Raw genomic sequence first — 25709 nt, 5'->3', positions numbered from 1 at the left:
CGCGTGACCTAGCATCGGGGCATGAGCGACGATGCCCCGCCCCCCGTCATCCCCGTCGGCGGCATGCCGACGCGCTCGGGCTCGGTCGCCCGCGTGCTGCTGCTGAGCGCCCTCGTCGGCCTCGCGATCGTCGGCCTCGCCTTCCAGCTCGGCATCGGCGACACGGTCTTCGCGCGCCCGGGCGAGCTCCTGCTGCTCTACATCGACGTCGCCCCCGTGCTGTGGTTCGCGGCGGCGGCGGTGCTGCTGTCGGTGTTCCGCTGGCAGTCGATCGACCAGCGGTTCCGGTGGGTGGCGCTGGCCGCCGTGGTGGCTGTCGTCGTGTCGATCATCGTGCGCCTGACCCTTCTGCAGCAGTCGCTGCTCGTCGCGCTGCTCGAGCCCTTCACCCTCGGGTTCCTCGCCGTCGTCGGCGCCGCGATCGCGTTCACGCGCACACGCGTGCGGCGTCTCGCGCGCGGCACCGAGGCGGGCATCACGCTCACGGGCATCGGCCTGGGCTTCGCGCTCGTCGGTGTCGGGCTCGCCATCGGGGCGCTGCGCGTCGCCCTCACGGGGCCGCCGGTGCCGCCCGGTGCCGTCTCGCGCTACATCGAGACCTCGCCCACGACGGGCCTGCTCGTCGCCGCGACGATGCTCATGATCGCGGGGCTGTTCTGGCTCACCGACCGCACGCGCAACCGATGAGCGGCGCGAAGCCCGTCATCCTCGATGTCGACACCGGGGTCGACGACGCCCTCGCCATCCTGCTCGCCGTGCGGCACCCGGCCCTCGACGTGCGCGCGATCACGTGCACGGGCGGCAACGCGCCGCTCGCCCAGGTGGTGACGAACACGCTCCGAGTGCTGGATGCGGCCGGCGCCGGCCCTACCCCTGTCGCCGCCGGCGCGCACCGCCCCCTGCTCGAGGCGCCGCAGCACGCCGCCGCCATCCACGGATCCGACGGCCTGGCCGACCTCGGGCTGCCCGACTCGGGCCGCACGCCCGAGCCCGTGCACGCCGTCGAGCTGCTGCGCCGCGCGCTCGCGGACTCGGAGGAGCCGCTTACGATCATCAGCCTCGCGCCGCTCACGAACATCGCCCTGCTGCTGCGCACGCACCCCGAGGTGATCGACCGCATCGAGCGCGTCGTCATGATGGGCGGCGCGGTCGGCACGGGCAACGCGACGGCCGCGGCCGAGTTCAACGTGTGGCACGACCCCGAGGCGGCCGCGATCGTGCTCGGCGCAGGCCTCGACGTGCTCATGTACGGCCTCGAGCCCTTCTACTGCGTGGGCGTCTCGCACGACGACGTGCGGCGGCTGCTCGCCGCCGAGGGCGCGGCCCCGCGGCTCGCGGGCGCGCTGCTGACCCACCTCATCGGCATCGACGCGACCGAGGAGCGCGTGGCCGACGACCGCGTCGCGATCGGCGACGCCGGGGCCGTGTGCGCCGCGATCGATCCCGCCCCTCTCGTGACGCGCGTCGCGCCCGTCGAGGTCGCGCTCGCGCCGGGGGCGACGCGCGGGCAGACGATCGTCGACCTGCGCACGATGGTGGGCGCCGACATCTCCGCCGCCCGCGACGCCCTGCCGGCGACCGTCGTGCTGGACGTCGACTCCGAGCCCTACCGGCGGCTCTTCCTCGACGCCCTGCTCGGCCCGTGAGCGACGTCGTCGCGCTGCTGCGCGCGGCCCTCGGCGACGCCGTCTCGACCGAGTCCGGCGCGCTCGAGGCGGCGCGCGCCGACAAGTCGGGCCAGCGCACCGCCGCCGCGCCGCTCGCGGTCGTCACGGCCCGCACGGTCGAGCACGTGCAGGCCGCGCTGCGGCTCGCGCACGAACACCGCGTGCCCGTCGTGCCGCGCGGCGCCGGCACGGGGCTCACGGGCGGGGCCATGGCCGGCACGGGCGAGCTCGTGCTCTCGACGGCAGCCATGACCCGCATTCTCGAGATCAACGAGGCCGACCAGGTGGCGGTGGTCGAGCCGGGCATCCTGAACGCCGACCTCAATCGCGCTCTCGAACCGCTCGGGCTGCGCTGGGCGCCCGACCCCGCGAGCCGCGAGATCTCGAGCGTCGGCGGCAACATCGCGACGAACGCGGGTGGGCTGCTGTGCGCCAAGTACGGCGTGACGCGCGAGGCCGTTCTCGGGCTCGACGTCGTGCTCGCCGACGGCACGCTCATGCGCCTCGGGCACCGCACCATCAAGGGAGTGACGGGCCTCGACCTCACGGCGCTCATGATCGGCTCGGAAGGCACGCTCGGTGTCATCGTCGGCGCGACCCTCACGCTCACCCCGCTGCCGACCGGGGTGGTCGCGACGATCGGCGCCACCTTCTCGACGATCGAGCAGGCCGCCGCGGCCTCGGCGGCGATCACGGCGGCGCGCATCCGCCCCGCCGCGATGGAGCTCATCGATCCCGTCGCCCTCGCCGCCATCCTGCGGCACCTCGGCCTGCCCGACGACGCCCCCGGCACCGCGCACCTGCTCGTGCAGACCGACGGCGGGGCCGCCGAGGAGGAGGCCCGTGCGGCGCTCGCGATCATCACGGCGCTCGGCGGCACCGCGAGCATGACGACCGACCCCGACGAGGGCGAACGGATGCTCGCCGTGCGCCGCGCCATGCACCCCGCCATGGAGGCTCTCGGTCAGGTGCTCATCGAAGACATCGCCGTGCCGCGCTCGCAGCTGCCCGCCATGTTCGCGGCCATCCGGCAGGTCGGCGAGCGGCACGGCATCGTCATCCCGACCGTCGCGCACGCGGGCGACGGCAACCTGCACCCCAACCTCGTCTACGAGGGCGACAAGGTGCCCGATGGGGTGTGGGCCGCGGCGGGCGAGCTCTTCGAGGCCGCCCTCGCGCTCGGCGGCACCCTCACGGGCGAGCATGGCATCGGCACGCTCAAGCGCCGCTGGCTCGCCGACGAGCTCGGCGACGAGCAGGTGGCGCTGCAGCGGCGCCTCAAGGCCGCCTTCGACCCGCGGGGCATCCTCAACCCCGGCAAGGTCTTCTAGCCCGCGAGCACCGCGACGTACACGCCGTTGCGCGAGGTTCCGCCCGCGATCGGGTTGTCGAAGGCGACCGTGTGCCCCGCGACCTGGGCGAAGACCGCGCGCAGCGACGCGAGGAACGACTCCTCGGGCGGGTCGTCTGACCACAGGGCGAAGACGCCCCCGGGCCGCAGGTGCGCGGCGAGCCGACGCAGCCCCTCGACCGTGTACAGGTCGGCGTGCGAGGGGTCGAGCGTGAACGTCGGCGAGTGGTCGACATCGAGCAGGATGGCGTCGAGCCGCACGGGCAGAGGCCCGGCCGCATCCGGCGCCGCGCGCATGAGGGCGAAGAAGTCGGCGTGCACGAGCCGCGTGCGCTCGTCGTCGACGAGCAGCCCCGACACCGGCAGCAGGCGGCGCTCGTGCCAGTCGATGACGGCGGGCAGGGCATCCACGACCGTCATCGTCGCGACGCGCGCATCGCGCAGGGCCGCCACGGCGGTGTAGCCGAGCCCGAGCCCGCCGACGACGATGTCGAGCGCGTCGCGGCCCGCGGGCACGGCGGCGAGGCCGAGGTCGCTCAGGGCCTCCTCGGCCACCGTGAACAGGCTCGACATGAGGTACTCGTCGCCGAGCTTCACCTCGAAGACATCGACGCCGACCGCGGGTTCGTGCCGACGCCGAAGAGTGAGCTCGCCCATGGGCGTCTGCTCATGGGCGAGCTCTTCGAACCGCAGCATCAGGCGATGCGGATCATCTTCTTGTTGACGAACTCGTCGATGCCGAGCGTGCCGAGCTCGCGGCCCGAGCCCGAGCGCTTGATGCCGCCGAAGGGCAACTCGGGGCTGTCGGCCAGCACGCAGTTGACGTAGACCATGCCGGCGTCGATCTTGTCGGCGACGCGCGCGGCCTGGGCCTGGTCGGTCGTGAACAGGTACGAGCCGAGGCCGAACGGGGTGTCGTTCGCGAGCTCGACGGCCTCGTCTTCGTTGCGCACCTTGAAGACCTGGGCGACGGGGCCGAAGAACTCTTCGTAGTAGGCGTCGTTGCCGGGCTTGACGTCGGCGAGCACGGTCGAGGTGAAGAAGTTGCCCTCGCGCGTGCCGCCCGTGAGCACCGTGGCGCCGCCCGCGACCGCGCGCTTGACCTGGTCTTCGAGACCCTCGGCGGCGCTGCTCGACGAGAGCGGGCCGTAGGCGCCGCCCTCGACCATGGGGTCGCTCGCCTGCGTGCCCGACATGGCCGCGACGAACTTCTCGAGGAAGGCGTCGTAGAGATCTTCCACCACGATGAAGCGCTTGGCACCGTTGCACGACTGGCCGCTGTTGTCGAGGCGCGCGTTCGCCGCCATCTCGACGGTCGCATCGAGGTCGTCGGTGCTCAGCAGGATGAAGGGGTCGCTGCCGCCCAGCTCGAGCACGACCTTCTTGAGGTGCCGGCCCGCCTGCTCGGCGACCGCCGCTCCGGCGCGCTCCGAGCCGGTGAGCGAGACGCCCTGCACGCGGGGGTCGGCGATGATCGTGCCGACCTGGTCGGTCGTCGCGTAGATGTTCGTGTAGGCGCCGACCGGGAACCCGGCCTCGGCGAAGATCTCGTGGATCGCCATGGCCGACTCGGGGCACTGCGCGGCGTGCTTGAGCAGGATGGTGTTGCCGAGGATGATGTTGGGGCCGGCGAAGCGCGCGACCTGGTAGTACGGGAAGTTCCAGGGCATGATGCCGAGCAGCACGCCCATGGCGCTCTTGCGGATGAACGCCGAGCCCTCGCTGCCCTCCGCGAGCGCGATGGGCTCGTCCTTCAGCAGCTCGGGGCCGTTGTCGGCGTAGTACTGGTAGATGTCGGCAGAGAAGTCGACCTCGCCGAGGGCGTCGCCGATCGGCTTACCCATCTCGCGCACGATGATCTCGGCGAGGTGCTGACGGCGCTGGCGGTGCAGGTCGGCGACCTTCGCGATGAGCTCGGCGCGCTCCTCGACGGTCGTCGAGCGCGACCAGCCGCGGTAGGCGGTGAACGCGCCGTCGATCGCGGCGGCGACGTCGGCGTCGGTCGCGGTCGGGTACGACCGGAGCATCTCGCCGGTGGCCGGGTTGATCACTGCGTACTTGCTCATGGGGGGCTCCTCGTTGATTCGATGGTGCACGCGGCGCTCTCCTGTTCGCGGTGGCCGCGGTGCGCACGTGCGCCCAGCCTAGGGTCAGGCGAGGGCGCCACGCATCGCCACGGTGGAGATTCCCGGCGCATTCTTCGCCAGACCGTACAGCGCATCTCCACGCCGTCTACAGTGGCCGTCATGAGGCGCGTGCGCGGGGTCGTGAGCGAGCTGCTTGCGGGGGCGGCGCTCGTGCCCCGCGGCTTCGGCTTCTGGCGCCGGCGGCCCGGCGTCATGGCGCTCGGCATGGTGCCCGCCGTCATCGCCGCCGCGCTCATCGGTAGCGTGCTCATCGCCCTCGGGCTCAACGTCGAGGCCCTCGCGCAGGCGATCACGCCCTTCGCCGACGGGTGGGCCGAGCGCGATCGCGGCGTGCTGCGCACCCTGCTCGCGCTCGTGATCGTGGCCGGGGCGATCATCGGCACGGTCTACACCTTCACGACCCTCACGCTGCTCATCGGCGACCCGTTCTACGAGCGCATCTGGCGGGCGGCAGAGGGCGAGCTCGGCGAGTTCACGCCCTCGCCCCTGCGGTTCTGGCGCTCGCTCGGCGACGGCCTACTGCTCGTGCTGCGCGCGATGGGCTTCGCCCTCATCACCTGGATCGTCGGGCTCATCCCCGTCGTCGGCTCGGTGACCGCGGCCGTGCTCGGCCCGGTGCTCGCGGGGCACCTCATCGCGCGCGAGCTCACCACCCGGCCGTTCGAGGCGCGCGGCATCACGGCGTCGGAGCGCGCCCGCCTGCTGCGCGGGTCGCGCGCCCGCGAACTGGGCTTCGGCATCGCGACGCAGCTGTTCTTCCTCATCCCCGGCGGCGCCATCGCCGTGATGCCCGCGGCCGTCGTCGGAGCGACGCGACTCGCGCGATCGGTGATCGAGCGGGCCCAGCCCGCGGCACCCGCGCCCGAGCCCTCGGCCGACTAGCCGCGCGGGGCGCGCAGCCACGCGCGCAGGGCCGCGCCGTGCTCGTCGATCGCGGGTGGCGCCGTCGGCGGGGCCGGCGCGAAGGCCGAGTAGCGCACGGGGTGCGCGAGCTGCTCCGGATGCTCCGGCCCCACCCCCACGGTCGGCTCGAGCCCGAGCCTGCGGGCGAGCGCGAGCGCCCCGTCGATGCTGTTCACGGTGCCGGCGGGCACCCCGGCGCCGAGCATCCGGGCCGCCCACACTGCGGCGTCGTCGGCGGCCAGCAGCGCCTCGAGCGCGGCCTGCAGGGCGTCGCGGTGCTCGACCCGCGCGGGGTTGGTCGCGAAGCGCGGGTCGCGCGCGAGCCCCGGATCGCCCAGCACCGCGCACAGGGCCGCGAACTGCGCGTCGTTGCCCACCGCCACGGCGATGAGCTCGTCGCGGCAGCGCAGCGTCTCGTAGGGGGCGATCGAGGGGTGCCGGTTGCCGAGGGCGCGCGGCGCGACCCCCGTGGCGAGGTACGAGCCGGCCTGGTTGGCGAGCGAGGCGATGAGGCTCGAGAGCAGCGCCACCTCGACGTGCTGACCGGCGCCCGAGCGCTCGCGGTGCAGCAGCGCGGCGAGCACCCCCATGACGGCGTGGTTCGCGGCGAGCAGGTCGACCATCGCCACGCCGACCTTGCGGGGTTCTGCCCCGGGGTCGCCCGTGATGCTCATGAGCCCACCGACGGCCTGCACGAGAAAGTCGTAGCCGGGCATCGCCGCCCCCTCGCCGCTCGAGCCGAAGCCCGTGATCGAGCAGTAGACGGCGCGGGGGTTGCGCGCGAGCACGCTCGCCGCATCGAGGCCAAAGCGGTCGAGGGCGCCCGTGCGGTAGTTCTCGAGCACGATGTCGGCGCGGTCGACGAGCTCGCGCGCGAGGGCGAGGTCGTCGGCATCGGCGAAGTCGAGGGCGATCGACTGCTTCGAACGGTTGGCGGCCTCGAAGTAGGCGCTCGACGATCCTGCCCACGGCGGCCCCCACGCGCGGGTCTCGTCGCCCGCGCCGGGGCGCTCGACCTTGATGACGCGCGCGCCCAGGTCGGCGAGCATGACGGCGGCGGTCGGGCCGGCGAGCACGCGGCTGAGGTCGGCCACGAGCATCCCGTCGAGGGGTCGGATCATGCGCCTACTGTACAAGTGGACAAAAGGCGGGGCGCGCGGCACGATGAGGTTGTTCCCGGAAGGACCGTCATGACCGACTCCCCGCTCGACCTCATCGGCTTCGACGCGCTGCTGAGCGCCGACGAGCGCGCGACGCGCGACCGCGTGCGCGCCTACGTCGACGCCGAGCTGCGCCCGCACATCGCCGAGTGGTACGACGCCGGGGTCTTCCCGACCGAGATCATCAAGCCGATGGGCGCGCTCGGCCTGCTCGGCATGCACCTGCAGGGCTATGGCTGCGCCGGTCGCTCGGCGGTCGAGTACGGGCTCGCCGCCGCCGAGCTCGAGGCGGGCGACTCGGGACTGCGCACCTTCGTCTCGGTGCAGGGCTCGCTCGCGATGACCGCGATCCACACCTTCGGCTCAGAGGAGCAGAAGCAGCAGTGGCTGCCCCGCATGGCCGCCGGCGAGGCGATCGGATGCTTCGGCCTCACCGAGCCCGAGGCCGGCAGCGACCCGGCCTCGATGCAGACCTTCGCACGCCGCGACGGCGACGACTGGGTCATCACGGGGTCGAAGCGCTGGATCGGCCTCGCGTCGATCGCCGACATCGCCGTCATCTGGGCGCAGACCGAGCAGGGCATCCGGGGCTTCCTCGTACCGACCGGCACTCCGGGCTTCACGGCGACGCCCATCGGGCAGAAGCTCTCGATGCGCGCCTCGATCCAGTGCGACATCGTGCTCGACGAGGTGCGCGTGCCCGCGAGCGCCCAGCTGCCCGGCGCCGAGGGCCTGCGCGGCCCGTTCACGTGCCTCAACCAGGCCCGCTACGGCATCGTGTGGGGCGTCATGGGCGCCGCGCTCGACAGCTACCGCGCCGCGCTCGCCTACGTCATGCAGCGCGAGGTGTTCGGCAAGCCCGTGGCGGCCTACCAGCTCACGCAGCAGAAGCTCGTCGACATGGCGCTCGAGATCGACAAGGGGTTCTTGCTCGCCCTGCAGCTCGGGCGCCTGAAAGACGCCGGCACGCTGCAGCCGCACCAGATCTCGGTCGGCAAGCTCAACAACGCGCGCGAGGCGATCGCAATCGCGCGCGAGGCCCGGGCGATGCTCGGCGGCAACGGCGTGACGCTCGAGCACTCGCCGCTGCGGCACGCCAACAACCTCGAGTCGGTGCGCACCTACGAGGGCACCGACGAGGTGCACACGCTCGTGCTCGGCAACGCCATCACGGGCATCCCCGCGTTCCGCTGAGCCTGGGTCAGGCGAGTGCCCGCTCGGGGACGACCGTGGGATGGGTGCCCGCCATCGTCTCGAGCACGCGCACGACCTGAGAGCTGTAGCCGAACTCGTTGTCGTACCAGACGTACACGATGAGGTTGTCGCCCGTGCAGATCGTGGCGAGACCGTCGACGATGCCCGCGCGGTGCGAGCCGATGAAGTCGGTCGAGACGACCTCGGGCGATTCGATGTAGTCGATCTGCTGGCGCAGGCTCGAGTGCAGCGAGGTCTCACGCAAGAAGCGGTTGACCTCGTCGCGCGTCGTCGGGCGCTCGAGGCGCAGGTTGAGGATGGCCATCGACACATCGGGCGTCGGCACGCGGATGGCGTTGCCCGTGAGCCGCCCCTCGAGCACCGGCAGGGCTTTCGCCACGGCCTTCGCCGCCCCCGTCTCGGTGATGACCATGTTGAGCGCCGCCGAGCGCCCGCGGCGGTCGCCCTGGTGAAAGTTGTCGATGAGGTTCTGGTCGTTGGTGAACGAGTGCACGGTCTCGACGTGGCCGTGCACGACCCCGTACTCGTCGTGCAGCACCTTGAGCACGGGCGTGATGGCGTTGGTCGTGCACGAGGCCGCCGTGACGATACGCTGCTCGGGCCCGATCGATTCGTGGTTGATGCCGTGCACGACGTTGGGCAGGGCGCCCTTGCCGGGCGCCGTCAGCAGCACGCGCGCGACCCCCGTCGAGCGCAAGTGCTGCGAGAGCCCCTCTTCGTCGCGCCAGCGCCCCGTGTTGTCGACGACGATCGCGTCGCGGATGCCGTAGGCCGTGTAGTCGATGCTCGCCGGGTCGTCGGCGTAGATCACCTGGATGAGCGTGCCGTTCGCGAGGATCGTGCTCGCCTGCTCGTCGACCGTGATCGTGCCCTCGAAGGGCCCGTGCACCGAGTCGCGGCGCAGCAGGCTCGCGCGCTTGACGAGGTCGTTCGCGCCGCCGCGCCGCACGACGATCGCGCGCAGGTGCAGCCCCGCGCCGTGACCGCCATGGGCGATCAGGATGCGCGCGAGCAGCCGCCCGATGCGGCCGAAGCCGTACAGCACCACGTCGGTGCCGCCCGCGGCCGGCGCCGCGCGGTGCGTGGCGGCGAGCACCTCGCCGAGGTAGTCGGCGAGCGAGCGCCCGCTTGCGTGCCGCTCGAAGTCGCTCAGCAGCCGCGCGATGTCGAGGGATGCCGGGCCGGGGTCGAGCGTCAGCAGGGCATCCAGCACCTGCTTGGTCTGCTCGAGCGGCAGCACCGAGCCCGTCACGTGGTGGGCGTAGCGGTGCGCCTTGATGACGCCGATGGGCGACTGGTTGATGAGCCGCCGGCCGTGGATCGAGGTGACGACCCCGTGCTCGCGGTAGAGGCGGCCGATGAGCGGGATGAACTGCTCGGCGAGGGATTCGCGGGCCTTCCAGGCCTCGCGCTGGGCGACTGCGGCGTCGGTCATGCGCCCAACGCTAGCGACCGTGCGGGCCTCGTTCAGGCCCGCACGGTCGTCTCAGCGCGTCAAGATTCGGGGTTCTTGCGCCGCGGTGAAGTCGCGGTGGCCGCGCCCTTCGCGACGGCGGCCCCGGTCGCCTCGCCGACCACCTTGCCGTTGATGAGCTCGGCGATGTCGATGCCCACGAGGTCTTTGATGATCTTCGTCGAGGTGGCGAGCTGCCCGGCGACGTTCTCGCCGAGCTGGTTGGTGCCCGTGCCGTCGGACGAGATGACGGTCATGTTCTGAATGGCCCCGAGCGGCTCGGAGGCAGCGCGCACGATCTCGGGCAGCTGGTCGATGATGCGCTGCTTGAGCAGGGCCTCGGCGCGCTCGGCCAGGGCCTCGGCCTGGGCGCGCGTCGAGTCGGCCTCGGCCGTACCCTTCGAACGGATGGCGGAGGCCTCGGCCTCACCCTCGGCCGCGAGGGCCTCGGCGGCGGCGATACGACGCGCCCGCTCGGCGATGCCCTCGGCCTCGACGGCCTCGGCGGCGCTCTTGCGGCGGTTGCGCTCGGCGAGACCCTCGGCCTCGATGGCCTCGGCCGCGGCCTTGCGGGCGTCTCGCTCGGCGTTGGCGCCCGCGACCGAGGCGAGGGCCGCGGCGTTGGCCTCCTTCTCGATCGCGTAGGCCTGCGCGTCGGCGACGGCGCGCACCTCGGCGTCGAGCTCTTGCTTGCGCAGGCCGACGCGCTTCTGCGCGGTGACCTCTTGCTGGCTCACGACCTCCTGCTGCGCGATGGCCTCGGCGAGCGGGGCCGCGGCCGCAGCTTCGGCACGCGCCTTGTCGGTCTCTTTCTGGATCTCGGCGTTGCGCAGGTCGAGGGCGCGCTGGCTCTCGGCGATCTTCTGCGCGGCCGCGATGCGGGCCTCCTCCGAGGCCTGCTGCGCCTGCGCCTCGGCGATCTCGGCAACCTGCTTCACGCGGGCGGCCTCGGCACGGCCGAGGTCGCGGATGTAGTTGTTCTCGTCGTCGATCTCTTTGATCTGCAGGGTGTCGATCTGCAGACCCTGAATATCGAGCGCCTCGCGCACGGCCTCGAGCACCTGCTCTTGCAGCGCCGAACGGTTCGTGATGATCTCGGTCACGGTCAGCTGACCGACGATCGAGCGCACCGAGCCGCTCAGCACCTCCTCGGTCGACGACTCGATCTGGTCTTGCTGGTTCAAGAACCGCTGGGCGGCGGCGCGCACCATGGCCTCCGAGCCGCCGACCTTGACGACGGCGACGGCGTTGACCTTGATGGTGATCGCGTCGCGCGTCTGCGCGGTGGCCTGCACGTTGAGCTGGCGCGAGCGCAGGCTGAGCTTGAAGTAGGCCTCGACGATGGGCTTGACGAAGACGCGCGAGCCGAACACAACGCGCTGGCCGACGTTCTCCATCTCGGCGTTCTGCGCGCGCTCCTTCGGCGTGCGCTGCCGCGACGTGACGATGATCGCCTCATCGGGCTTGGCCACCTTGATGCCGCGCAGCAGCACGATGATGACGATGATCGCGAGCACGACGGCGACGCTGATGCCGACGATCTGCGTGAAGAATTCGTTGATCTGATCCAGGAGCATGGCCCCAGTATGTCGGATGCGGGGGCCGGGTCGGAGGGAACCTCGATTCTGCTCCTTCCGCCGCGCCGCGCGCGGCTCTAGCATCGCGATCATGAGCGCTTCCCGCCCCGTCGCCGTGCTCCTTATCGCCGTGAGCCTCGCGCTCGCGGGATGCAGCGCCGGCGGCGCCGAACCCGAGCCCGCGCTCCCCCCTGCCCCCGCGACGGAGGAGTCTGCGAGCGCGAGTCCGATCCCCGAGGAGGGGGGCGCGTTCGTGCCGGTTGATCCCGCCGAGTTCGCGAGCAGCGCCGTCGAGGGCGGCTACGACTTCGTCTCGGCTGCGGGCGACATCGCGTGCGGCATCCACGATCTCGGCGAGGACTGGCCGGTCACGTACGGCTGCGTCATGCTCGGGCCGTATTCCTTCGTCGACCCCCCGGCACCGACCGAGGAGATCACGTGCGGCGGCGGCTTCCAGGCCGAGGTCGGTGCGCCCGCGGCGACGATCTGCCGCGGGGGCCTCGTCTACGCCGGCGAGGATTCGTCGTTCGCCGTCGCGACGCTGCCGCAGCAGCGGTACCTCGCCGTGCTGGGGGTCACCTGCGTCGCCGAGGGCGCGTCGATCGGGTGCAGCGAGGACGAGACGGGTTACGGTTTCCGTCTCTCAGCGGAGGCGTACGAGCTCTTCGAATAGCGGCTAGGCCGTCGCGGTCTCGTCGGCCGCGGCGAGCTGCCCGCAGGCCCCGTCGATCTCTTTGCCGCGCGTGTCGCGCAGCGTCGTCGGAATGCCCGAATCCTCCAGCCGGCGCACGAACTCGCGCATGACCGCGGGCTCCGAGCTCGTCCAGATCGACCCGGGCGTGGGATTGAGCGGGATCGGGTTGACGTGCACCCACCCTCGCCCGCGCTCGTTGAGCTTCTGCGCGAGCAGGTCGGCACGCCAGGCGTGGTCGTTCATGTCTTTGATGAGCGCGTACTCGATCGACACCCGGCGACCGGTCGCGTCGAAGTAGGCGCGCGCGGCGTCGAGCGCCTCATCGACCTTCCAGCGCGAGTTGACGGGGATGAGCTCGTCGCGCAACTGGTCGTCGGGCGCGTGCAGGCTGAGCGCGAACGTCACCGGCACCTTCTCCTCGGCGAGCTTCAGGATGGCCGGCACGAGCCCGACCGTCGAGACCGTGATGTGCCGAGCGCTCATGCCGAGGCCGTTCGGCTGGGGCTCGACCATCGTGCGCACCGCATCCATGACGCGGTTGTAGTTGGCGAGCGGCTCGCCCATGCCCATGAAGACGATGTTGCTGACGCGCTCGGGGGTGGTCTCGCCGCGCTTCTTGCCGCCGAGCTCGCCCGCCGCGATGGCGGCGTTCGCCTGCACCACCTGGTCGACGATCTCGGCCGTCGACATGTTGCGCGTGAGGCCCGCCTGGCCCGTGGCGCAGAAGGGGCAGTTCATGCCGCAGCCGGCCTGGCTCGACACGCAGAGGGTGATGCGGCCCGGGTAGCGCATGAGCACGCTCTCGACGAGGGCGCCGTCGTGCAGCTTCCAGAGGAACTTGATCGTGTCGCCGTTGTCGGTGCGCAGGCGCCGCACCTCGGTCAGCAGTGGCGGCAGCATGCCGGCCACGAGCTCGTCGCGCACGGCCACGGGCAGGTCGGTCATGGCCGCCGGGTCGGTCGTGTAGTGCGTGAAGTAGTGGGTGCTGAGCTGCTTGGCGCGGAATCCCGGCAGGCCGAGCTCGATGACGCGCGCCGTGCGCTGCTCTGCCGTGAGATCGGCGAGGTGCACGGGCGGCTTGCCGCGCTTCGGCTCGGCGAACTGCAGCACGGGGCGCCCGTCGGGGCCCATCTTCTGCTGCCAGCCCTCGGTCGTCGGGCGCACCTGCGGGCGGGCATCCACCGTCGATCGCGGGGTCGCGGACGCGCCGTTGTTCCGGATGCCGCGCTCGCCTGCCATGCCTCCAGGGTACGCGCCTCGCGCCTCGCGCAGATTTTTCGGCGCCCGTGTCGATTCCGTCGCGCGCCGTTCGACGACATAGTGAGAGGACCGCACCGGGCGATCCCCGACGAGAGGAACCACCATGCCGACCTACATGCTCATCATGCGCACCACCGAGGCTGCGCTCGCCGCGAGCAAAGACCAGGACTTCGAGGCGATCATCAACGCCATGGGCGCCTACAACGAGTCGATGATGCAAGCGGGCGTCATGGTCGGCGGCGACGGCTTGAGCGACCCGAGCGAGGGGTTCGTCGTCGACTTCTCCAGCCCCGACCCCGTGGTCACCGACGGCCCCTACGGCGAGGTGCACGAGCTCTTCAACGGCTTCTGGCTCATCTCGGTGGCCGACCGCGATGAGGCGCTTGAGTGGGCGCGCCGCTGCCCGCTCGGGCCGGGCAACAAGCTCGAGGTGCGACGCGTGACCGATGAGAGCGACTTCGCCGACTTCGCCGACAACGAGTACATCCAGAAAGAGGTCGGCTGGCGCGAGGAGCTCGCCGGCAAGAACGAGGGCTGATGCCGCACGAGCCCCACGCCGGGCCGGTGAGCGAGGCGGTCGCCCGCCGGCTCGCAGCCGTCTGGCGCATCGAGGGCGCCCGCGTCATCGCGACGCTCGCCTCGCTCACGCGCGACGTCGGGCTCGCCGAGGATCTCGCGCAGGAGGCCTGCGCGGAGGCGCTTCGGTCATGGCAGCGCGATGGGGTTCCCGCCAACCCCGGCGCGTGGCTCACGGCCGTCGCGAAGCGGCGCGCGATCGATGCGTGGCGGCGACAGGATGCCCTCGCCGAGCGGTACGCGCGCATCGCGTCGACCCTCCGCGAGTCGGGCGACGACGAGCTCGAGCCGATCGGAGACTCGGTGCTGCGCCTGCTCTTCATCGCGTGCCACCCGGTGCTGTCGACCCCGGCGCAGTGCGCGCTCGCGCTGACGCTCGTCGGCGGGCTGTCGACCGAGCAGGTGGCCCGGCTGTTCCTCGTCCCCATTGCCACCATGCAGCAGCGCATCGTGCGGGCCAAGCGCTCGCTCTCGGTCGCCGCCGTGCCCTTCGAGGCCCCCGACCCGCAAGAGTGGCACGACCGTCTGACGGGCGTGCTGCGTGTCGTCTACCTCATCTTCACCGAGGGCTATGCCCCCGCGAGCGGCACGGCGCCCGTGCACCGCGAGCTCGCCGACGAGGCCCTGCGCCTCGGTCGCCGGCTTGTGGCCATGGTGCCGCGCGAGCCCGAGGCGCACGGCCTGCTCGCGCTCATGCTGTTGCAGGCATCGCGGTTCTCGGCCCGGGTAGCCGCCGACGGCTCGCCCGTGCTGCTCGCCGACCAGGATCGGGCTCGCTGGGATCGGCAGGCGATTCTGCGGGGTCGCGCCGCCCTCCGCCAGGTCGATGTGCTCGGGAAGGGCCGAGGGCCGTACGCGGTGCAGGCCGCGATCGCGGAACAGCACGCGATCGCGACGAGCGTCGAGGCGACCGACTGGGATCGCATCGTGCTGCTTTACGAAGTGCTCGGCCGCCTCGCTCCGAGCCCCGTTGTCGAGCTGAACCGAGCGGTCGCGGTGTCGATGACCGAGGGCCCGGCCGAGGCGCTCGCCATCGTCGATCGCCTCGCGGCCGACGGCGCTCTCGCCCACTCGCACCTGCTACCGAGCGTGCGCGGAGAACTGCTCGCGCGGCTCGAGCGGCCCGACGAAGCGCGGGCCGAGTTCGCTCGGGCCATCCCGCTCATCGGCAACGCGGCGCAGCGCACCGTGCTCGACGGCAAGCTACGCGCGCTCGATCCGCGGCATCCCGAGGGCTGATCAGCCCGCGAGCACGGCCTCGATCTGGCCGGCCGCCGACGTGAAGCCCTCGATCATGCCCAAACCGGTCACGAGCTCGAGGTCGGCTGCCGAGGCGTACGAGAACACCACGGTCATGCGCGTGCGACCGCCGTCGAGGGCCTCCAGGCGCACGTCGCACTCCCCCGCCGGCATCGCGGGGTTCTCGGTGCCATCCTCGTGACTGAACCCCTCATCGACGCGCAGGTGCTCGGGGGCGTCGATCTCGGTGACGCGCATCCAGGCCGCGGCGATCTCCCCCTCCGGGCCGGTCATGTGGTAGCTCACACGCCCGCCGACGGTGAAGTCGTGTGCGGTGACGGTGGCCGGCCATCCGGGCGGCCCCCACCAGCGCTCGAGCTGCCGCGGGTCGGCCCACAGCTGCCAGACGCGCTCGATGGGCGCGTCGTGCTCGGTGACGAAGGTGAGGCTCAGGGCCTCAAGGTCGGTGATGGCGTCGATGACGGGCACCGGGGTCTCCCTACTGCTCCGGATCCTCGGCGAGGATCGCGTCGATCGCGGCGGCACGGTGCCGCCACAGGGTCTCGTAGCGCTCGAGCAGCGCCCGGGCGCGCGCGATCGCGGCGGGGTCGGCGCGCACGATCTGCTCGCGACCGTGCCGCGACTTCACGACGAGGGATGCGCGCTCGAGCACGGCCACGTGCTTCTGCACGGCGGCGAAGCTCATGACGTAGCCCGCCGCGAGGCTCGACACCGACTGCTCGCGCTCGATCACGCGGGCGACGATGTCGCGGCGCGTGGCGTCGGCGAGGGCGTGGAAGATCGCGTCGACCTCGGCGTCGCTCAAGTGCCCAATTTGTACAACCATGTGGTTGCACGTTACGCGCGATGCAGGTCGCCGTCAAGGGCCGATCACGCGTCGAGCCGCGCGCTGATCCACTGCGCAATGAGCGGCACGATCCGCTCGTCGATCGGCCGACGCACGTCGACGCGATAGGTCCGTACGGTCGGCAAAGGCTGGGTGCGCAAGATGTGACTCACTCCGCTGAGAGTCACCGTGCGAGTCGGTGCGGCGCGCAGCTCAGCGATACGAGCGGCATCATCGGGCGGCGACTGCAGGTCGAACGCACCCGCGATCGCGAGCACGGGCTGCGGCGCAACAGCGAGGTCGACGGTGGGGTCGTAGGCCATGAACTCGCGGAACCAGCGCGCGTTGACGCGCGCGCCGCCGATGCGCTCGACGTCGCCCGTCGTCGCGAGCAGGCGCTGCCGAGACTTCTCGGACTGCCGCTCGAGATCGGTGCGCATGAGTCGCAAGACGACCCGGACGAACGCCGGAAGGTCGTCGCCGAGGGCCCGGGACTGCCAGCGCAGCACCTCGAGCCCGTTGCGGGCATAGGGCGAGAGCAGCACGGCCCCGCGCACGACGCTCGGGCGCTCGGCGAGCACTCGCGCGGCAATGGCCGAGCCCTCGCTGTGACCGACCAGCACGATCGGCAGCCCACGGGTCGCCGCGTCATCCACGACAGCGAGCGCGTCGCCCACCAGGTCGTGGAATCCCGTGGAGAGGAAGTCGCCCCCCGACTCGCCGACCCCGCGCTTGTCCCAGCGCACGCTGCCGATGCCGTGCACCGCGAGCCCGTCGGCGAGCTGGCGCTGGATGCCGAGGGGCAGGCGCCGAGCATCCCCGTGACGGTCCACGGGTCCGCTGCCGGGGATCAGGATGGCGACAGCCCGCGCATCCGACGCACTGTGCGACTCGACGGCGAGGTCGACCGCGGCGGTGATCGTGCGCACGGTCACTGCCCGACCGCCGTGCGCGCCGCCGTGATCTGCGCGGCCAGCTCGGCGGCGTGCGGAGTCGAGACGAGCACGTCACGCGCGCGGCCGGTGGTCGAACGGATGCGCAGGGCGGGGCCGCGACCGCGCACCAGCGCCACCGTGCCGCCGTCACGACGACGCCACGTTCCGTACTTCGCCCAGCCCGGCACGCCGAGGCCAGGGGCCCGGAGGCCCGTCACGGCCGCGAGGCCGTCGGGCACGCTCTCGGCCGAGTGGATGTGCCGCACGGGCAGGGTGAGGTCGCCGCGCACAGCGAAGAGCCGCTCGAGAGGTGCGAGGCGGATGGTGAGGGTGTCGTGCTCGAGGGTGGTGGTCGCCACGAGGAGTCCTTTCAGTCGGGCGGATGGCTCATTGCTATCATGTTTGAGAACATTCGCGCAACTGGGATTGGTAGGGTGGGGCCATGACGAGCGCCGACCTGCTGCTGCACCCCGTGCGCCTGCGCATCGTGCAGGCCATGATGGGCCGCACCGAGCTGACCACGAAAGATCTCGCCGCTCGCCTGACCGATGTCGCGCCCGCGACCCTGTACCGGCACGTCGGCACGCTCGTCGACGGGGGCGTGCTCGAGGTGGTCAGTGAGCGCCGCGTGCGGGGCTCGACGGAACGGTCGCTGCGGCTGCGCGAGGAACGCGCCTCGGTCGACCCCGAGGCGCTCGAGCGCGACGACGACGCCCTCCGGGCGGGTTTCTTGGCCTACCTGGCCAGTCTCGCCTCGATGCTCGACGACTACCTCGCGGCGCCGCACGGCAGCCTGCATGACGACCTCGTGAGCTTTCGGCAGCTCGCGGTGCACGCGACCGACGAGGAATGGCTGGGGGTGCTGCACGGGATCCGCGCGGCGATCGAACCGCTCGCGACGCGGGCGAACGCACCCGACGGCGCCCGACGCCGCGTGCTTGCGACCGTGAGCTTGCCCGTCGACTGACGCCGCGCTGGGCGAGCGACTCAGTCGGTGCCGAAGTCGAACGCGGCGCTCTCGCCGGCGGCGTCGATCGCCTCGGCGAGGGCCTCGCGCTCGGCGCTCAACGGCACCGCGTGCTCGACGACCTCGTCCGACTCCCCCGCCGTGATGCGGCCGACGAGCGCGGCGGTCGCCCCGCCGATGATGCCCTGGGCGGCATACTGCTCGAGCCGCGCGCGCGAGTCGGCGATGTCGAGGTTGCGCATGGTGAGCTGGCCGATGCGGTCGGTGGGGCCGAAGGCGGCGTCGCCCACGCGCTCCATCGAGAGCTTCTCGGGCGAGTACGAGAGGCCGGGGCCAGTCGTGTCGAGGATCGTGTAGTCGTCGCCGCGACGCAGCCGCAGCGTGACAGTGCCGGTCACGGCCGAGCCCACCCACTTCTGGATGCTCTCGCGCAGCATGAGCGACTGCGGGTCGAGCCACCGGCCCTCGTACATGAGGCGGCCGAGGCGTCGGCCCTCGGCGTGGTAGTTCGCGATCGTGTCTTCGTTGTGGATGCCGTTGAGCAGCCGCTCGTAGGCGATGTGCAGCAGCGCCATGCCGGGGGCCTCGTAGATGCCGCGGCTCTTGGCCTCGATGATGCGGTTCTCGATCTGGTCGCTCATGCCCAGCCCATGGCGACCGCCGATGCGGTTGGCCTCGAGCACGAGCTGCACCGCATCCGCGAATTCGACGCCGTTGAGCGCGGTCGGCCTGCCCTCGACGAACGTGACCGCCACATCCTCCGTCGCGATCTCGACCGCAGCATCCCAGAATCGAACGCCCATGATTGGCTCGACCGTCTCGAGCGAGACGTCGAGGTGCTCGAGCGTCTTCGCCTCGTGCGTCGCGCCCCAGATGTTGGCATCGGTCGAGTACGCCTTCTCGGCCGAGTCGCGGTAGGGGAACCCGTGGGCGACGAGCCACTCGCTCATCTCTTGCCGCCCACCGAGCTCGGTGACGAAGTCGGCGTCGAGCCACGGCTTGTAGATGCGCAGGCGCGGGTTGGCGAGCAGACCGTAGCGGTAAAAGCGCTCGATGTCGTTGCCCTTGTAGGTGCTGCCGTCGCCCCAGATCTCGACGCCGTCGTCTTTCATGGCGCGCACGAGCATCGTGCCCGTGACGGCGCGGCCAAGGGGCGTGGTGTTGAAGTACGTCTTGCCCGCCGAGCGAATGTGGAAGGCGCCGCACGCGAGGGCGACGAGGCCCTCTTCGACGAGGGCCGCTTTCGCGTCGACGAGGCGGCTGATCTCAGCTCCGTACTCCTTCGCGCGCGCCGGCACGGCGTCGACGTCGGGCTCGTCGGGCTGGCCGAGGTCGCCCGTGTACGTGCACGGGATCGCACCCTTGTCGCGCATCCACGCGACGGCCACGGAGGTGTCGAGACCTCCAGAGAAGGCGATGCCGACGCGCTCGCCGACGGGCAGGGAGGTCAAGACTTTAGACACCCCTCCAGCCTATCGGCGGTCGCACCGCGGGCCCCGCGCGCTAGCGTGGCGCGCATGGCCGAGCCGAGCATCCGCATCGTGGCCGCCAACGAGGCGAGCTGGGACGACCTGCAGGCGATCCTCACGGGCACCGCGGGCCGGTGCCAGTGCACGCGCCAGCGCCTGGGCGATCGCGAGTGGTACGCCCTGCCGGTCGAGCAGCGCGCGGCGGTGCTGCGCGAGGCCGTCGGCTGCGACGAGCCGGTCGATCGCGACCCCTCCCGCACCGCCGGGCTGGTCGCCTACGTCGACGACGAACCGGCCGCCTGGGCAGCAGTGGATGCCCGCACCGCGTTCCGCCGCCTGCGCGGCTCACCCGTGCCGTGGGCCGGCCGGCTCGAGTCGAAAGACGACCCCACGGTCTGGGCCATCGCCTGCCTCGTCGTGCGCCGAGGATTCCGCGGCCGAGGGCTCAGCTACGCGCTCGTCGCCGCTGCGGTCGACCACGCGCGCGAGCGCGGCGCGCGGGCGATCGAGGGCTACCCGATGCTGACGGGCGGCGCCGAGATCACGTGGGACGAGCTGAGCGTCGGGCCGGTCGGGCCGTTCGTGGCGGCCGGGTTCGCCGAGGTCACCCACCCGAGCACGCGCCGGCTGGTGATGCGACGCGAGCTCTAAAGACCGAGCTCCTCGGCCGCTCCTGCTCGCATCTGCTCGCGCAGCGCCACGAGCTCGGGGTACTGCGTGAAGAACTCGAGCTTCGCGCCGGTGACGGTGTCGGTGTCGGTCGACCAGTCGTCTTCGAGCACGAAGGTCATGAAGCTCTCGGCGAAGTCCTCGCCGATGTTGGTGGCCGCGTAGTCGCTCACGAAGTCCTCCTCGTTCGCGAGGTAGAACTCGTAGCCGATGTCGGCATCGACGTTCTCGAGGTCGGGGTGCTCGTCGTAGCCCGACCAGAACGCGTCGTAGAACGCCCACAGGTACGAGTCGGGCTCGGCGCAGCCCTCGACGACCTCGAAGGTGTCGCACGACACGGCCTTCGCGTCGAACTCGCCCGGCCCGAACGAGAACACATGCGCGTACTCGTGCACGAGCGTCGCGACCATGAGCTGCTCGTCGTCGGCGGTCGCGAGGTTTACCGCGAGGGTGAAGACCTGCGGGTTGTCGCCCTGGTAGACGTAGGCGAGCGTGTCGCTCTCGTCAGAGTCGCCCACGCGAAACTGGCTGATCGACTCGGCGGCGACTTCGGCGCCGACCAACCGCACCCACAGATCCCACACCGCCGCGGTTGCGGCGTCGGGCTCGGGGTCGAGCGAGGCGTCGGCGAGCACATCGTGCACGACGACCTCGCCGAAGTCCTCGTCCTCTTCGACGTACTCGAGCGTCGCATCGGTGACGCGGTCGTTGTAGGCGTCGACCTCGTCAACCAGGCCGCCTCCGAGCACGGCGGCGCCGACGGCCCAGAAGAGCCCGACGAGGGCGAGCGTGATGAGCAGCGGAGGCAATAAACGGCGCACGCGCTCACGCTAACACCCCGCGATTCCGCCGCCGTGACGGTCGGTGGTACCGTTGCTCTATGAGTGACACTCTTGCTGTTCAGGTGGGAAACAAGGGTCGTGTCGTCGTTCCGGCGAGCATCCGAGCCCGCCACGCCTGGGTGGAGGGGTCGACCCTCGTCGCCCTCGACACCGAGCTCGGGGTGCTGCTCGCCGACCAGGGCGCGGTCGAACGCCTCGTGCGCGCACGGCTCGCGGGGCACGACCTGCTCGCCGACCTGCTCGACGACCGGCGGCGCGAGGCCGCCCGCGACACCGCGACCCAGCCCGGCACTCGATGATCGTGGTCGACGCCTCTGCCGTGCTCGCCTACCTGCAGGGCGAGCCCGGTGCCGACGTCGTCCGTGATCACCTCGCTCAGGGGGCCGTCATCAGCGCGGTCAACTGGTCGGAGGTCGCGCAGAAGGTGCGCCGCGCCGACTCGTGGGAGATCGCGCGCGCGCTGCTTCTCAGCTATCCGCTGCAGGTGGCATCCGTCGAGATCGACGATGCCGAGGCCGCCGCGGCGATGTGGATGCCCGGCTCATCACTCTCGCTCGCCGACCGCCTCTGCCTCGCGCTCGCCGGCCGGCTGCAGCTCGAGGTGCTGAGCGCCGATCGCGCCTGGTTCGACCTCGACGGAGTCGTCCCTGTTCGCTGACACTGCGGCGAGCGCCGCCCGCACCTGCACGAGCCGCTCGAGAAAGGCGCGCTCGTCGCGGCGGGTGCGGCGCATCCAGCTCGTGACCTCGTCGTTGCTCTTGCTGGCATTGCACGAGCCGCACGCCGGAACGACGTTGTCGAGCGTGTAGCGACCGCCGCGGGCGATCGGCTGCACGCAGTCGCGCTGCAGGGGCCGGCCGGTCTCACCGCAGTAGGCGCATCCGCCCCACAGCCGCTGCACCTCGGCCCACTGGGTCGGCGTCAGGTCGTTGTCGGCGGCCGCCACGCGCTTGCGCCGCCGCCGCGCGGCCTTCGCCTGACGCGAGTTCGGGTGCACCACGGCGCCAGGGTACGCCCGTGCTCACGTGCGCGGCATCCAGCGCGCCGCGGCTGCGCGATGATGGAGCCATGACCCGCCGCGGCCTCATCCTCTTCGCCGCTCTCGGCCTCATCTGGGGCATTCCGTACTTGTTCATCAAGATCGCGGTCGCCGAGCTCACCCCCGAGTTCCTCGTGCTCGCGCGCTGCGTCATCGCCGCCGCGCTGCTGCTGCCGATCGCCGCTCGCCAGCGAGCGCTCGCGCCCGTGCTTCGGCGCTGGAAGCCTCTGCTCGCGTTCGCGGTCGTCGAGATCGTGCTGCCCTGGTACGCGCTCAACGCCGCCGAAGTGAGCCTGCCGAGCTCGACGACGGGGCTGCTGCTCGCGAGCATCCCCCTCGTCGCCATCGGCGTCGCCTTTCTCATGGGGCGCCGCCACCGCGTGACCGCGCTCACGGTGCTCGGGCTCATCACCGGCACGGCCGGCGTCGTCGCCGTCGTCGGCCTCGACATGGGCGGTGGCGATCTCGGGGCGGTCGCCCTCATCGGGGTCGCCGTGGTGGGCTACGCGCTCGGCCCCGCCATCCTCGCCAAGTGGATGCACGACCTGCCGGGCCTCGGCGTCATGGCCTCGGCGCTCACGATCGCGGGGCTCATCTACCTTCCGATCGTCGCGATCACCGGCGGGTGGCCGACCGAAGTGCCCTCGGCGCCGGTCATCACGTCGGTCTTCGTGCTCGCCGTGCTCTGCAGCGCCGTCGCCTTCCTGCTGATGTTCGCGCTCATCGCCGAGATCGGGCCGGTTCGCATGACGGCGATCACCTACGTCAACCCGGCCGTCGCCGTCGTCGCGGGGGCGCTCGTGCTCGGCGAGACGGTGACGGTCTACACGGGGCTCGGCTTCGCGCTCATCCTCGTCGGCTGCTGGCTCGTGACCCTCCCCGACGCCCGCGCGGCGTCCCTTCCTGTGAGTTCGCCGCAATCGGAACCAGAACGGCCCCTCGAGCGTTCTTCTCAATAGTGAATTGAGCAGAGGAGGCTCCATGACCACCGAGTACCGCGCGACGCCCGAAGCGCTCGCCCGCCTGACCCCGATGCAGCGCAAAGTGACGCAGAACGACGGCACCGAGCCCGCATTCCGCAACGAGTACCACGACAACAAGGCCGCCGGCATCTACGTCGACATCGTCTCGGGCCAGCCGCTGTTCTCGTCGCTCGACAAGTACGACAGCGGCACCGGATGGCCCAGCTTCACGAAGCCCATCGATGCGAGCGCCGTCACGACCAAGACCGATCGCGGCTTCTTCATGACGCGCACCGAGGTGCGGTCATCCGCCGCCGACAGCCACCTCGGCCACGTGTTCGACGACGGGCCCCGCGATGCGGGAGGCTTGCGATACTGCATGAACTCGGCCGCGATGCGATTCATCCCGGTCGACCAGCTCGAGGCCGAGGGCTACGGCCAGTTCACCGCTCTCTTCACGAAGGACGCATCATGACCGACATCGTCGACATCAGCACGGGTGCCATCACCCGCACCCCCGGAACCGAGACCGCCGTGCTCGCGGGCGGCTGCTTCTGGGGCATGGAAGACCTGATCCGCCGCCAGCCGGGCGTCATCAGCACGCGCGTCGGCTACACCGGCGGCGCGAACGCGAACGCGACCTACCGCAACCACCCGGGTCACGCCGAGGCGGTCGAGATCGTCTTCGACCCCAGTGCGACGACATACCGCGACATCCTGGCGTTCTTCTTCCAGATCCACGACCCGTCGACGCTCAACCGGCAGGGCAACGACGTGGGCACGAGCTACCGCTCGGCGATCTTCCCGCTCAGCCCCGAGCAGGAGCAGGTCGCGCGCGACACGATCGCCGACGTCGACGCCTCGCACCTGTGGCCCGCCAAGGCCGTCACCACGATCGAGCCCGCGGGCCCGTTCTGGCAGGCCGAGGATGAGCACCAGGACTACCTGCTGAAGTACCCGAACGGGTACACCTGCCACTACCCGCGCAAAGACTGGGTGCTGCCGAAGCGCGATCAGGGCGCTGCCGGCTAGCAACGTGACCGCCCTCGACGCCCGCGCCGGGCGCTTCTTCCCCCTGCGCCCGACCGACACGCCCGTGCGCCGCTTCGCGGTGCTGGCGCCGGTCGGGCTCGGGGTGGTCGCCGCGCTCGGGGCGGGCGTCTTCGGCTCGGCGGGGGCGCTCGCGATCATCCTGGGCCTGGCGGTCTTCGCCGTGAGCGCCGGCGTCGCGGCGTGGCAGCTGCGGCGCCGGCACCCGCACGCGCGGCTCGGGCTCGCCAATGCCGTCACGCTGCTGCGGCTCGCGCTCGTGTCGGCGCTCATCATTCCGCTGCTCGGCGGCGCGCACGAGCCCGTGGCCATCATGGCGATCGCCACGGTGTCGCTCAGCCTCGACGGCGTCGACGGCTGGCTCGCCCGCCGTCAGGGGCTGTCGTCCGACTTCGGCGGTAGCTTCGACATGGAGGTCGACTCCGTCTTCGCCCTCGTGCTCGCCCTGCTCGCCGCGCTCGGCGGCGCGCCCTGGTTCGTGATCCTGCTCGGACTCCCCCGCTACCTGTTCTGGGTCGCCGGGGCGATCTGGCCGTGGCTCTACGACCCCCTGCCGCCGCGCTACAGCGGCAAGGTCGTGTGCGTCATCCAGCTCATCGTGCTCATCGTGCTGCAGTCGCCGTGGGTGCCCGCACCCCTCGCCGTCGTGCTCATCATCGGCACGCTCGCCGCGCTCGGCTGGTCGTTCGGCCGCGACATCGTGTGGCTGTGGCGACGCCGCGCCTAGGCCGCCGCGCGCTCGTCGTCGCCGCGCAGGCGCTCGTCACGATCGGCCTGCTCGCCCTGCTGTGGCAGGTCGCTGACGGATCCGACGCCCTCGAGGCGCTCGCCTCGGCCAACCCCGCGTGGATGCTCGTGGCCCTCGCCGCGCTCACCCTGCACACCGTGCTCGCCGCCGAGCGCTGGCGCCTCACCGCGGGCGCGCTCGGCCTGCCGCTCGGTCGCGGGCACGCCCTGCGCGAGTACTACTTGGCCCAGCTCGTCAACTCGACCGTGCCCGGCGGCGTCGTCGGTGACGCGGGCCGCGCCGTGCGCAGCCGCGAGCAGGCGGGCCTCGCCGTGGCCGCGCAGGCCGTCGTCGTCGAGCGATTCGCCGGCCAGGTCGCGCTGCTCGCCACCATGGCGATCGCGGTCACCGTCACAACACTCGCACCCGGCGGCCTCGAATGGCCCCTGTGGATGCTCGGCCTCGCCGCCACCATCACCCTCGCCTCGCTCGCCCTCGTCGGGGTGCTGCTCGCCGCCCGGTGGTTGCCGGGCCGCGTCGGCCCGCGCGTCGCCGAGCTCTCGCGCACGGCGGCGATCGCCCTTGTCGGCCGCCGCTCCCTGCCGCCGCAGCTCGCACTCAGCGCGGGTACGACCGCGTGCATCCTGCTCGCCTTCTGGTTCTGCACGATCGCCGTCGGGCTGAGCCTGCCGTTCGGGGCGATCGTCACGCTCGTGCCGCTCATCCTGCTCACGATGCTCGTGCCGATCACGATCAGCGGCTGGGGCTTGCGCGAAGGGGCCGCGGCCGCGCTGCTGCCGCTCGCGGGGGCGTCCGCGAGCGTAAGCCTCGCCGCGAGCGTCGTGTTCGGGTTGGTCGGGCTCGTCGCCGTACTGCCGGGGCTGCTCGGGGTGTGGGCGCGGCCGCGCGGCGGTGCGGATCGCTCGACCCCGTAGGCGATATCGCGATATCATCGGGCTC

Annotated in this window: 30 protein-coding genes; 17 read left to right on the top strand and 13 right to left on the bottom strand. The window is 71.7% G+C overall.

The features are described from left to right. Positions 1-21 precede the first annotated feature (21 nt). The 3 genes from ACK4HH_RS05440 to ACK4HH_RS05430 are packed head-to-tail and all read left to right on the top strand — an operon-like array spanning position 22 to position 2998. Positions 22-687 (top strand): hypothetical protein, encoded by a 666-nt coding sequence (locus ACK4HH_RS05440; protein ID WP_409649166.1) that lies wholly within the window; start codon positions 22-24, stop codon positions 685-687. Continuing rightward, on the top strand, positions 684-1646 hold the full coding sequence (locus ACK4HH_RS05435; RefSeq protein WP_409649163.1) for a nucleoside hydrolase: 963 nt from the start codon (positions 684-686) through the stop codon (positions 1644-1646). The genes ACK4HH_RS05440 and ACK4HH_RS05435 overlap by 4 nt, the downstream gene beginning before the upstream one ends. Next, on the top strand, positions 1643-2998 hold the full coding sequence (locus ACK4HH_RS05430; protein WP_409649160.1) for an FAD-binding oxidoreductase: 1356 nt from the start codon (positions 1643-1645) through the stop codon (positions 2996-2998). The genes ACK4HH_RS05435 and ACK4HH_RS05430 overlap by 4 nt, the downstream gene beginning before the upstream one ends. On the opposite strand, the gene ACK4HH_RS05425 is transcribed toward ACK4HH_RS05430, so the two are convergent. Together ACK4HH_RS05425 and ACK4HH_RS05420 are read right to left on the bottom strand one after the other, a co-directional pair. Further along, a complete protein-coding gene (locus tag ACK4HH_RS05425) occupies positions 2995-3714 on the bottom strand; it encodes a spermidine synthase (RefSeq protein WP_409649157.1) in 720 nt (239 codons plus the stop codon). The genes ACK4HH_RS05430 and ACK4HH_RS05425 overlap by 4 nt on opposite strands. Further along, on the bottom strand, positions 3714-5084 hold the full coding sequence (locus ACK4HH_RS05420; protein ID WP_409649154.1) for an NAD-dependent succinate-semialdehyde dehydrogenase: 1371 nt from the start codon (positions 5082-5084) through the stop codon (positions 3714-3716). The genes ACK4HH_RS05425 and ACK4HH_RS05420 overlap by 1 nt, the downstream gene beginning before the upstream one ends. A 180-nt stretch (positions 5085-5264) precedes the next feature. Between ACK4HH_RS05420 and ACK4HH_RS05415 the strand changes: the two genes are divergently transcribed. Then, positions 5265-6047 carry an EI24 domain-containing protein gene (locus tag ACK4HH_RS05415; RefSeq protein ID WP_409649151.1) on the top strand — a complete coding sequence of 261 codons (783 nt, stop codon included), beginning with the start codon at positions 5265-5267 and terminating at the stop codon, positions 6045-6047. On the opposite strand, the gene ACK4HH_RS05410 is transcribed toward ACK4HH_RS05415, so the two are convergent. Then, complete coding sequence (locus ACK4HH_RS05410) at positions 6044-7189, bottom strand: CaiB/BaiF CoA transferase family protein (RefSeq protein WP_409649148.1); 1146 nt, start codon at positions 7187-7189, stop codon at positions 6044-6046. The genes ACK4HH_RS05415 and ACK4HH_RS05410 overlap by 4 nt on opposite strands. A gap of 69 nt (positions 7190-7258) precedes the next feature. Here ACK4HH_RS05410 and ACK4HH_RS05405 point away from each other — a divergent pair, with 69 nt between their 5' ends. Further along, a complete protein-coding gene (locus ACK4HH_RS05405) occupies positions 7259-8422 on the top strand; it encodes an acyl-CoA dehydrogenase family protein (protein WP_409649145.1) in 1164 nt (387 codons plus the stop codon). A 7-nt stretch (positions 8423-8429) separates the two neighbouring features. Here the strand turns inward: ACK4HH_RS05405 and ACK4HH_RS05400 are convergent, their stop codons facing one another. Both ACK4HH_RS05400 and ACK4HH_RS05395 read right to left on the bottom strand, forming a co-directional pair. After that, positions 8430-9878, bottom strand: coding sequence for a glyceraldehyde-3-phosphate dehydrogenase (locus ACK4HH_RS05400; RefSeq protein WP_409649142.1), 1449 nt, complete (start codon positions 9876-9878; stop codon positions 8430-8432). Positions 9879-9937: 59 nt separating this feature from the next. Then, positions 9938-11473, bottom strand: coding sequence for an SPFH domain-containing protein (locus ACK4HH_RS05395; protein WP_409649139.1), 1536 nt, complete (start codon positions 11471-11473; stop codon positions 9938-9940). Between the two features lie 91 nt (positions 11474-11564). Here ACK4HH_RS05395 and ACK4HH_RS05390 point away from each other — a divergent pair, with 91 nt between their 5' ends. Beyond that, complete coding sequence (locus tag ACK4HH_RS05390; RefSeq protein WP_409649135.1) at positions 11565-12146, top strand: hypothetical protein; 582 nt, start codon at positions 11565-11567, stop codon at positions 12144-12146. A gap of 3 nt (positions 12147-12149) precedes the next feature. Here the strand turns inward: ACK4HH_RS05390 and rlmN are convergent, their stop codons facing one another. Then, positions 12150-13406, bottom strand: a complete 1257-nt coding sequence (gene rlmN / locus ACK4HH_RS05385; protein ID WP_409649132.1) for a 23S rRNA (adenine(2503)-C(2))-methyltransferase RlmN — start codon at positions 13404-13406, stop codon at positions 12150-12152. Positions 13407-13530: 124 nt separating this feature from the next. Here rlmN and ACK4HH_RS05380 point away from each other — a divergent pair, with 124 nt between their 5' ends. Together ACK4HH_RS05380 and ACK4HH_RS05375 are read left to right on the top strand one after the other, a co-directional pair. Next, on the top strand, positions 13531-13965 hold the full coding sequence (locus ACK4HH_RS05380) for a YciI family protein (RefSeq protein ID WP_409649129.1): 435 nt from the start codon (positions 13531-13533) through the stop codon (positions 13963-13965). Further along, positions 13965-15242: an RNA polymerase sigma factor gene (locus ACK4HH_RS05375; protein ID WP_409649126.1), complete on the top strand. Its 1278-nt coding sequence runs from the start codon at positions 13965-13967 to the stop codon at positions 15240-15242. The genes ACK4HH_RS05380 and ACK4HH_RS05375 overlap by 1 nt, the downstream gene beginning before the upstream one ends. Here ACK4HH_RS05375 and ACK4HH_RS05370 read toward each other — a convergent pair whose 3' ends face one another. From ACK4HH_RS05370 to ACK4HH_RS05355, 4 genes are read right to left on the bottom strand one after another with little or no spacing between them, the layout of a single operon-like run. Beyond that, positions 15243-15731, bottom strand: a complete 489-nt coding sequence (locus tag ACK4HH_RS05370; protein ID WP_409649123.1) for an SRPBCC domain-containing protein — start codon at positions 15729-15731, stop codon at positions 15243-15245. Between the two features lie 10 nt (positions 15732-15741). Beyond that, positions 15742-16089, bottom strand: a complete 348-nt coding sequence (locus ACK4HH_RS05365) for an ArsR/SmtB family transcription factor (RefSeq protein WP_409649120.1) — start codon at positions 16087-16089, stop codon at positions 15742-15744. A 44-nt stretch (positions 16090-16133) separates the two neighbouring features. After that, positions 16134-17024 (bottom strand): alpha/beta hydrolase, encoded by an 891-nt coding sequence (locus tag ACK4HH_RS05360; RefSeq protein ID WP_409649117.1) that lies wholly within the window; start codon positions 17022-17024, stop codon positions 16134-16136. Next, on the bottom strand, positions 17021-17383 hold the full coding sequence (locus ACK4HH_RS05355; protein ID WP_409649114.1) for a hypothetical protein: 363 nt from the start codon (positions 17381-17383) through the stop codon (positions 17021-17023). Before ACK4HH_RS05355 ends, ACK4HH_RS05360 begins: the two co-directional genes overlap by 4 nt. Before the next feature lie 83 nt (positions 17384-17466). Here ACK4HH_RS05355 and ACK4HH_RS05350 point away from each other — a divergent pair, with 83 nt between their 5' ends. Beyond that, the gene (locus ACK4HH_RS05350) at positions 17467-17991 is read left to right on the top strand and encodes a helix-turn-helix domain-containing protein (protein ID WP_409649111.1); all 525 of its coding nucleotides are present in this window, start codon (positions 17467-17469) and stop codon (positions 17989-17991) included. A 20-nt stretch (positions 17992-18011) separates the two neighbouring features. On the opposite strand, the gene argG is transcribed toward ACK4HH_RS05350, so the two are convergent. Beyond that, positions 18012-19454 carry an argininosuccinate synthase gene (gene argG, locus ACK4HH_RS05345; RefSeq protein ID WP_409649108.1) on the bottom strand — a complete coding sequence of 481 codons (1443 nt, stop codon included), beginning with the start codon at positions 19452-19454 and terminating at the stop codon, positions 18012-18014. Between the two features lie 54 nt (positions 19455-19508). Here argG and ACK4HH_RS05340 point away from each other — a divergent pair, with 54 nt between their 5' ends. Then, a complete protein-coding gene (locus ACK4HH_RS05340) occupies positions 19509-20111 on the top strand; it encodes a GNAT family N-acetyltransferase (protein WP_409649105.1) in 603 nt (200 codons plus the stop codon). On the opposite strand, the gene ACK4HH_RS05335 is transcribed toward ACK4HH_RS05340, so the two are convergent. Next, complete coding sequence (locus ACK4HH_RS05335) at positions 20108-20950, bottom strand: NADH:ubiquinone oxidoreductase subunit 4 (chain M) (protein ID WP_409649102.1); 843 nt, start codon at positions 20948-20950, stop codon at positions 20108-20110. The two genes, ACK4HH_RS05340 and ACK4HH_RS05335, sit on opposite strands and share 4 nt — an antisense overlap. 59 nt (positions 20951-21009) lie before the next feature. On the opposite strand from ACK4HH_RS05335, the gene ACK4HH_RS05330 reads away from it, so the two are divergent. Together ACK4HH_RS05330 and ACK4HH_RS05325 are read left to right on the top strand one after the other, a co-directional pair. Next, positions 21010-21270: an AbrB/MazE/SpoVT family DNA-binding domain-containing protein gene (locus ACK4HH_RS05330; protein WP_409649100.1), complete on the top strand. Its 261-nt coding sequence runs from the start codon at positions 21010-21012 to the stop codon at positions 21268-21270. Between the two features lie 2 nt (positions 21271-21272). After that, positions 21273-21629: a PIN domain-containing protein gene (locus ACK4HH_RS05325; protein WP_409649097.1), complete on the top strand. Its 357-nt coding sequence runs from the start codon at positions 21273-21275 to the stop codon at positions 21627-21629. On the opposite strand, the gene ACK4HH_RS05320 is transcribed toward ACK4HH_RS05325, so the two are convergent. Further along, positions 21516-21971, bottom strand: a complete 456-nt coding sequence (locus ACK4HH_RS05320) for an HNH endonuclease (protein WP_409649094.1) — start codon at positions 21969-21971, stop codon at positions 21516-21518. The genes ACK4HH_RS05325 and ACK4HH_RS05320 overlap by 114 nt on opposite strands. Positions 21972-22039: 68 nt before the next feature. Between ACK4HH_RS05320 and ACK4HH_RS05315 the strand changes: the two genes are divergently transcribed. The 5 genes from ACK4HH_RS05315 to ACK4HH_RS05295 are packed head-to-tail and all read left to right on the top strand — an operon-like array spanning position 22040 to position 25684. Further along, a complete protein-coding gene (locus ACK4HH_RS05315) occupies positions 22040-22969 on the top strand; it encodes a DMT family transporter (RefSeq protein ID WP_409649091.1) in 930 nt (309 codons plus the stop codon). 22 nt (positions 22970-22991) lie between these two features. Next, positions 22992-23447, top strand: coding sequence for a peptide-methionine (R)-S-oxide reductase MsrB (msrB, locus tag ACK4HH_RS05310; protein WP_409649088.1), 456 nt, complete (start codon positions 22992-22994; stop codon positions 23445-23447). Continuing rightward, complete coding sequence (msrA, locus tag ACK4HH_RS05305; protein WP_409649085.1) at positions 23444-24004, top strand: peptide-methionine (S)-S-oxide reductase MsrA; 561 nt, start codon at positions 23444-23446, stop codon at positions 24002-24004. Before msrB ends, msrA begins: the two co-directional genes overlap by 4 nt. A 4-nt stretch (positions 24005-24008) precedes the next feature. Next, on the top strand, positions 24009-24749 hold the full coding sequence (locus ACK4HH_RS05300) for a CDP-alcohol phosphatidyltransferase family protein (protein ID WP_409649082.1): 741 nt from the start codon (positions 24009-24011) through the stop codon (positions 24747-24749). Beyond that, positions 24731-25684: a lysylphosphatidylglycerol synthase transmembrane domain-containing protein gene (locus ACK4HH_RS05295; RefSeq protein ID WP_409649079.1), complete on the top strand. Its 954-nt coding sequence runs from the start codon at positions 24731-24733 to the stop codon at positions 25682-25684. The genes ACK4HH_RS05300 and ACK4HH_RS05295 overlap by 19 nt, the downstream gene beginning before the upstream one ends. Positions 25685-25709 lie beyond the last annotated feature (25 nt).

This window comes from Microcella sp., from assembly GCF_046296455.1.
In the GTDB taxonomy this organism is placed as follows: Bacteria; Actinomycetota; Actinomycetes; order Actinomycetales; family Microbacteriaceae; genus Microcella.
The sequence above is the reverse complement of the archived record's forward strand: the minus strand, read 5'-3'. Positions and strand labels throughout refer to the sequence as shown.

Bases quoted from the DNA above. Each gene is read 5' to 3' on its own strand.
- ACK4HH_RS05440 (WP_409649166.1), top strand. From the start codon at position 22: ATGAGCGACGATGCCCCGCCCCCCGTCATCCCCGTCGGCGGCATGCCG.
- ACK4HH_RS05435 (WP_409649163.1), top strand. From the start codon at position 684: ATGAGCGGCGCGAAGCCCGTCATCCTCGATGTCGACACCGGGGTCGAC.
- ACK4HH_RS05425 (WP_409649157.1), bottom strand. From the start codon at position 3,714: ATGCTGCGGTTCGAAGAGCTCGCCCATGAGCAGACGCCCATGGGCGAG.
- ACK4HH_RS05420 (WP_409649154.1), bottom strand. From the start codon at position 5,084: ATGAGCAAGTACGCAGTGATCAACCCGGCCACCGGCGAGATGCTCCGG.
- ACK4HH_RS05415 (WP_409649151.1), top strand. From the start codon at position 5,265: ATGAGGCGCGTGCGCGGGGTCGTGAGCGAGCTGCTTGCGGGGGCGGCG.
- ACK4HH_RS05410 (WP_409649148.1), bottom strand. From the start codon at position 7,189: ATGATCCGACCCCTCGACGGGATGCTCGTGGCCGACCTCAGCCGCGTG.
- ACK4HH_RS05405 (WP_409649145.1), top strand. From the start codon at position 7,259: ATGACCGACTCCCCGCTCGACCTCATCGGCTTCGACGCGCTGCTGAGC.
- ACK4HH_RS05400 (WP_409649142.1), bottom strand. From the start codon at position 9,878: ATGACCGACGCCGCAGTCGCCCAGCGCGAGGCCTGGAAGGCCCGCGAA.
- ACK4HH_RS05395 (WP_409649139.1), bottom strand. From the start codon at position 11,473: ATGCTCCTGGATCAGATCAACGAATTCTTCACGCAGATCGTCGGCATC.
- ACK4HH_RS05390 (WP_409649135.1), top strand. From the start codon at position 11,565: ATGAGCGCTTCCCGCCCCGTCGCCGTGCTCCTTATCGCCGTGAGCCTC.
- rlmN (WP_409649132.1), bottom strand. From the start codon at position 13,406: ATGGCAGGCGAGCGCGGCATCCGGAACAACGGCGCGTCCGCGACCCCG.
- ACK4HH_RS05380 (WP_409649129.1), top strand. From the start codon at position 13,531: ATGCCGACCTACATGCTCATCATGCGCACCACCGAGGCTGCGCTCGCC.
- ACK4HH_RS05375 (WP_409649126.1), top strand. From the start codon at position 13,965: ATGCCGCACGAGCCCCACGCCGGGCCGGTGAGCGAGGCGGTCGCCCGC.
- ACK4HH_RS05365 (WP_409649120.1), bottom strand. From the start codon at position 16,089: ATGGTTGTACAAATTGGGCACTTGAGCGACGCCGAGGTCGACGCGATC.
- ACK4HH_RS05350 (WP_409649111.1), top strand. From the start codon at position 17,467: ATGACGAGCGCCGACCTGCTGCTGCACCCCGTGCGCCTGCGCATCGTG.
- ACK4HH_RS05340 (WP_409649105.1), top strand. From the start codon at position 19,509: ATGGCCGAGCCGAGCATCCGCATCGTGGCCGCCAACGAGGCGAGCTGG.
- ACK4HH_RS05330 (WP_409649100.1), top strand. From the start codon at position 21,010: ATGAGTGACACTCTTGCTGTTCAGGTGGGAAACAAGGGTCGTGTCGTC.
- ACK4HH_RS05315 (WP_409649091.1), top strand. From the start codon at position 22,040: ATGACCCGCCGCGGCCTCATCCTCTTCGCCGCTCTCGGCCTCATCTGG.
- msrB (WP_409649088.1), top strand. From the start codon at position 22,992: ATGACCACCGAGTACCGCGCGACGCCCGAAGCGCTCGCCCGCCTGACC.
- msrA (WP_409649085.1), top strand. From the start codon at position 23,444: ATGACCGACATCGTCGACATCAGCACGGGTGCCATCACCCGCACCCCC.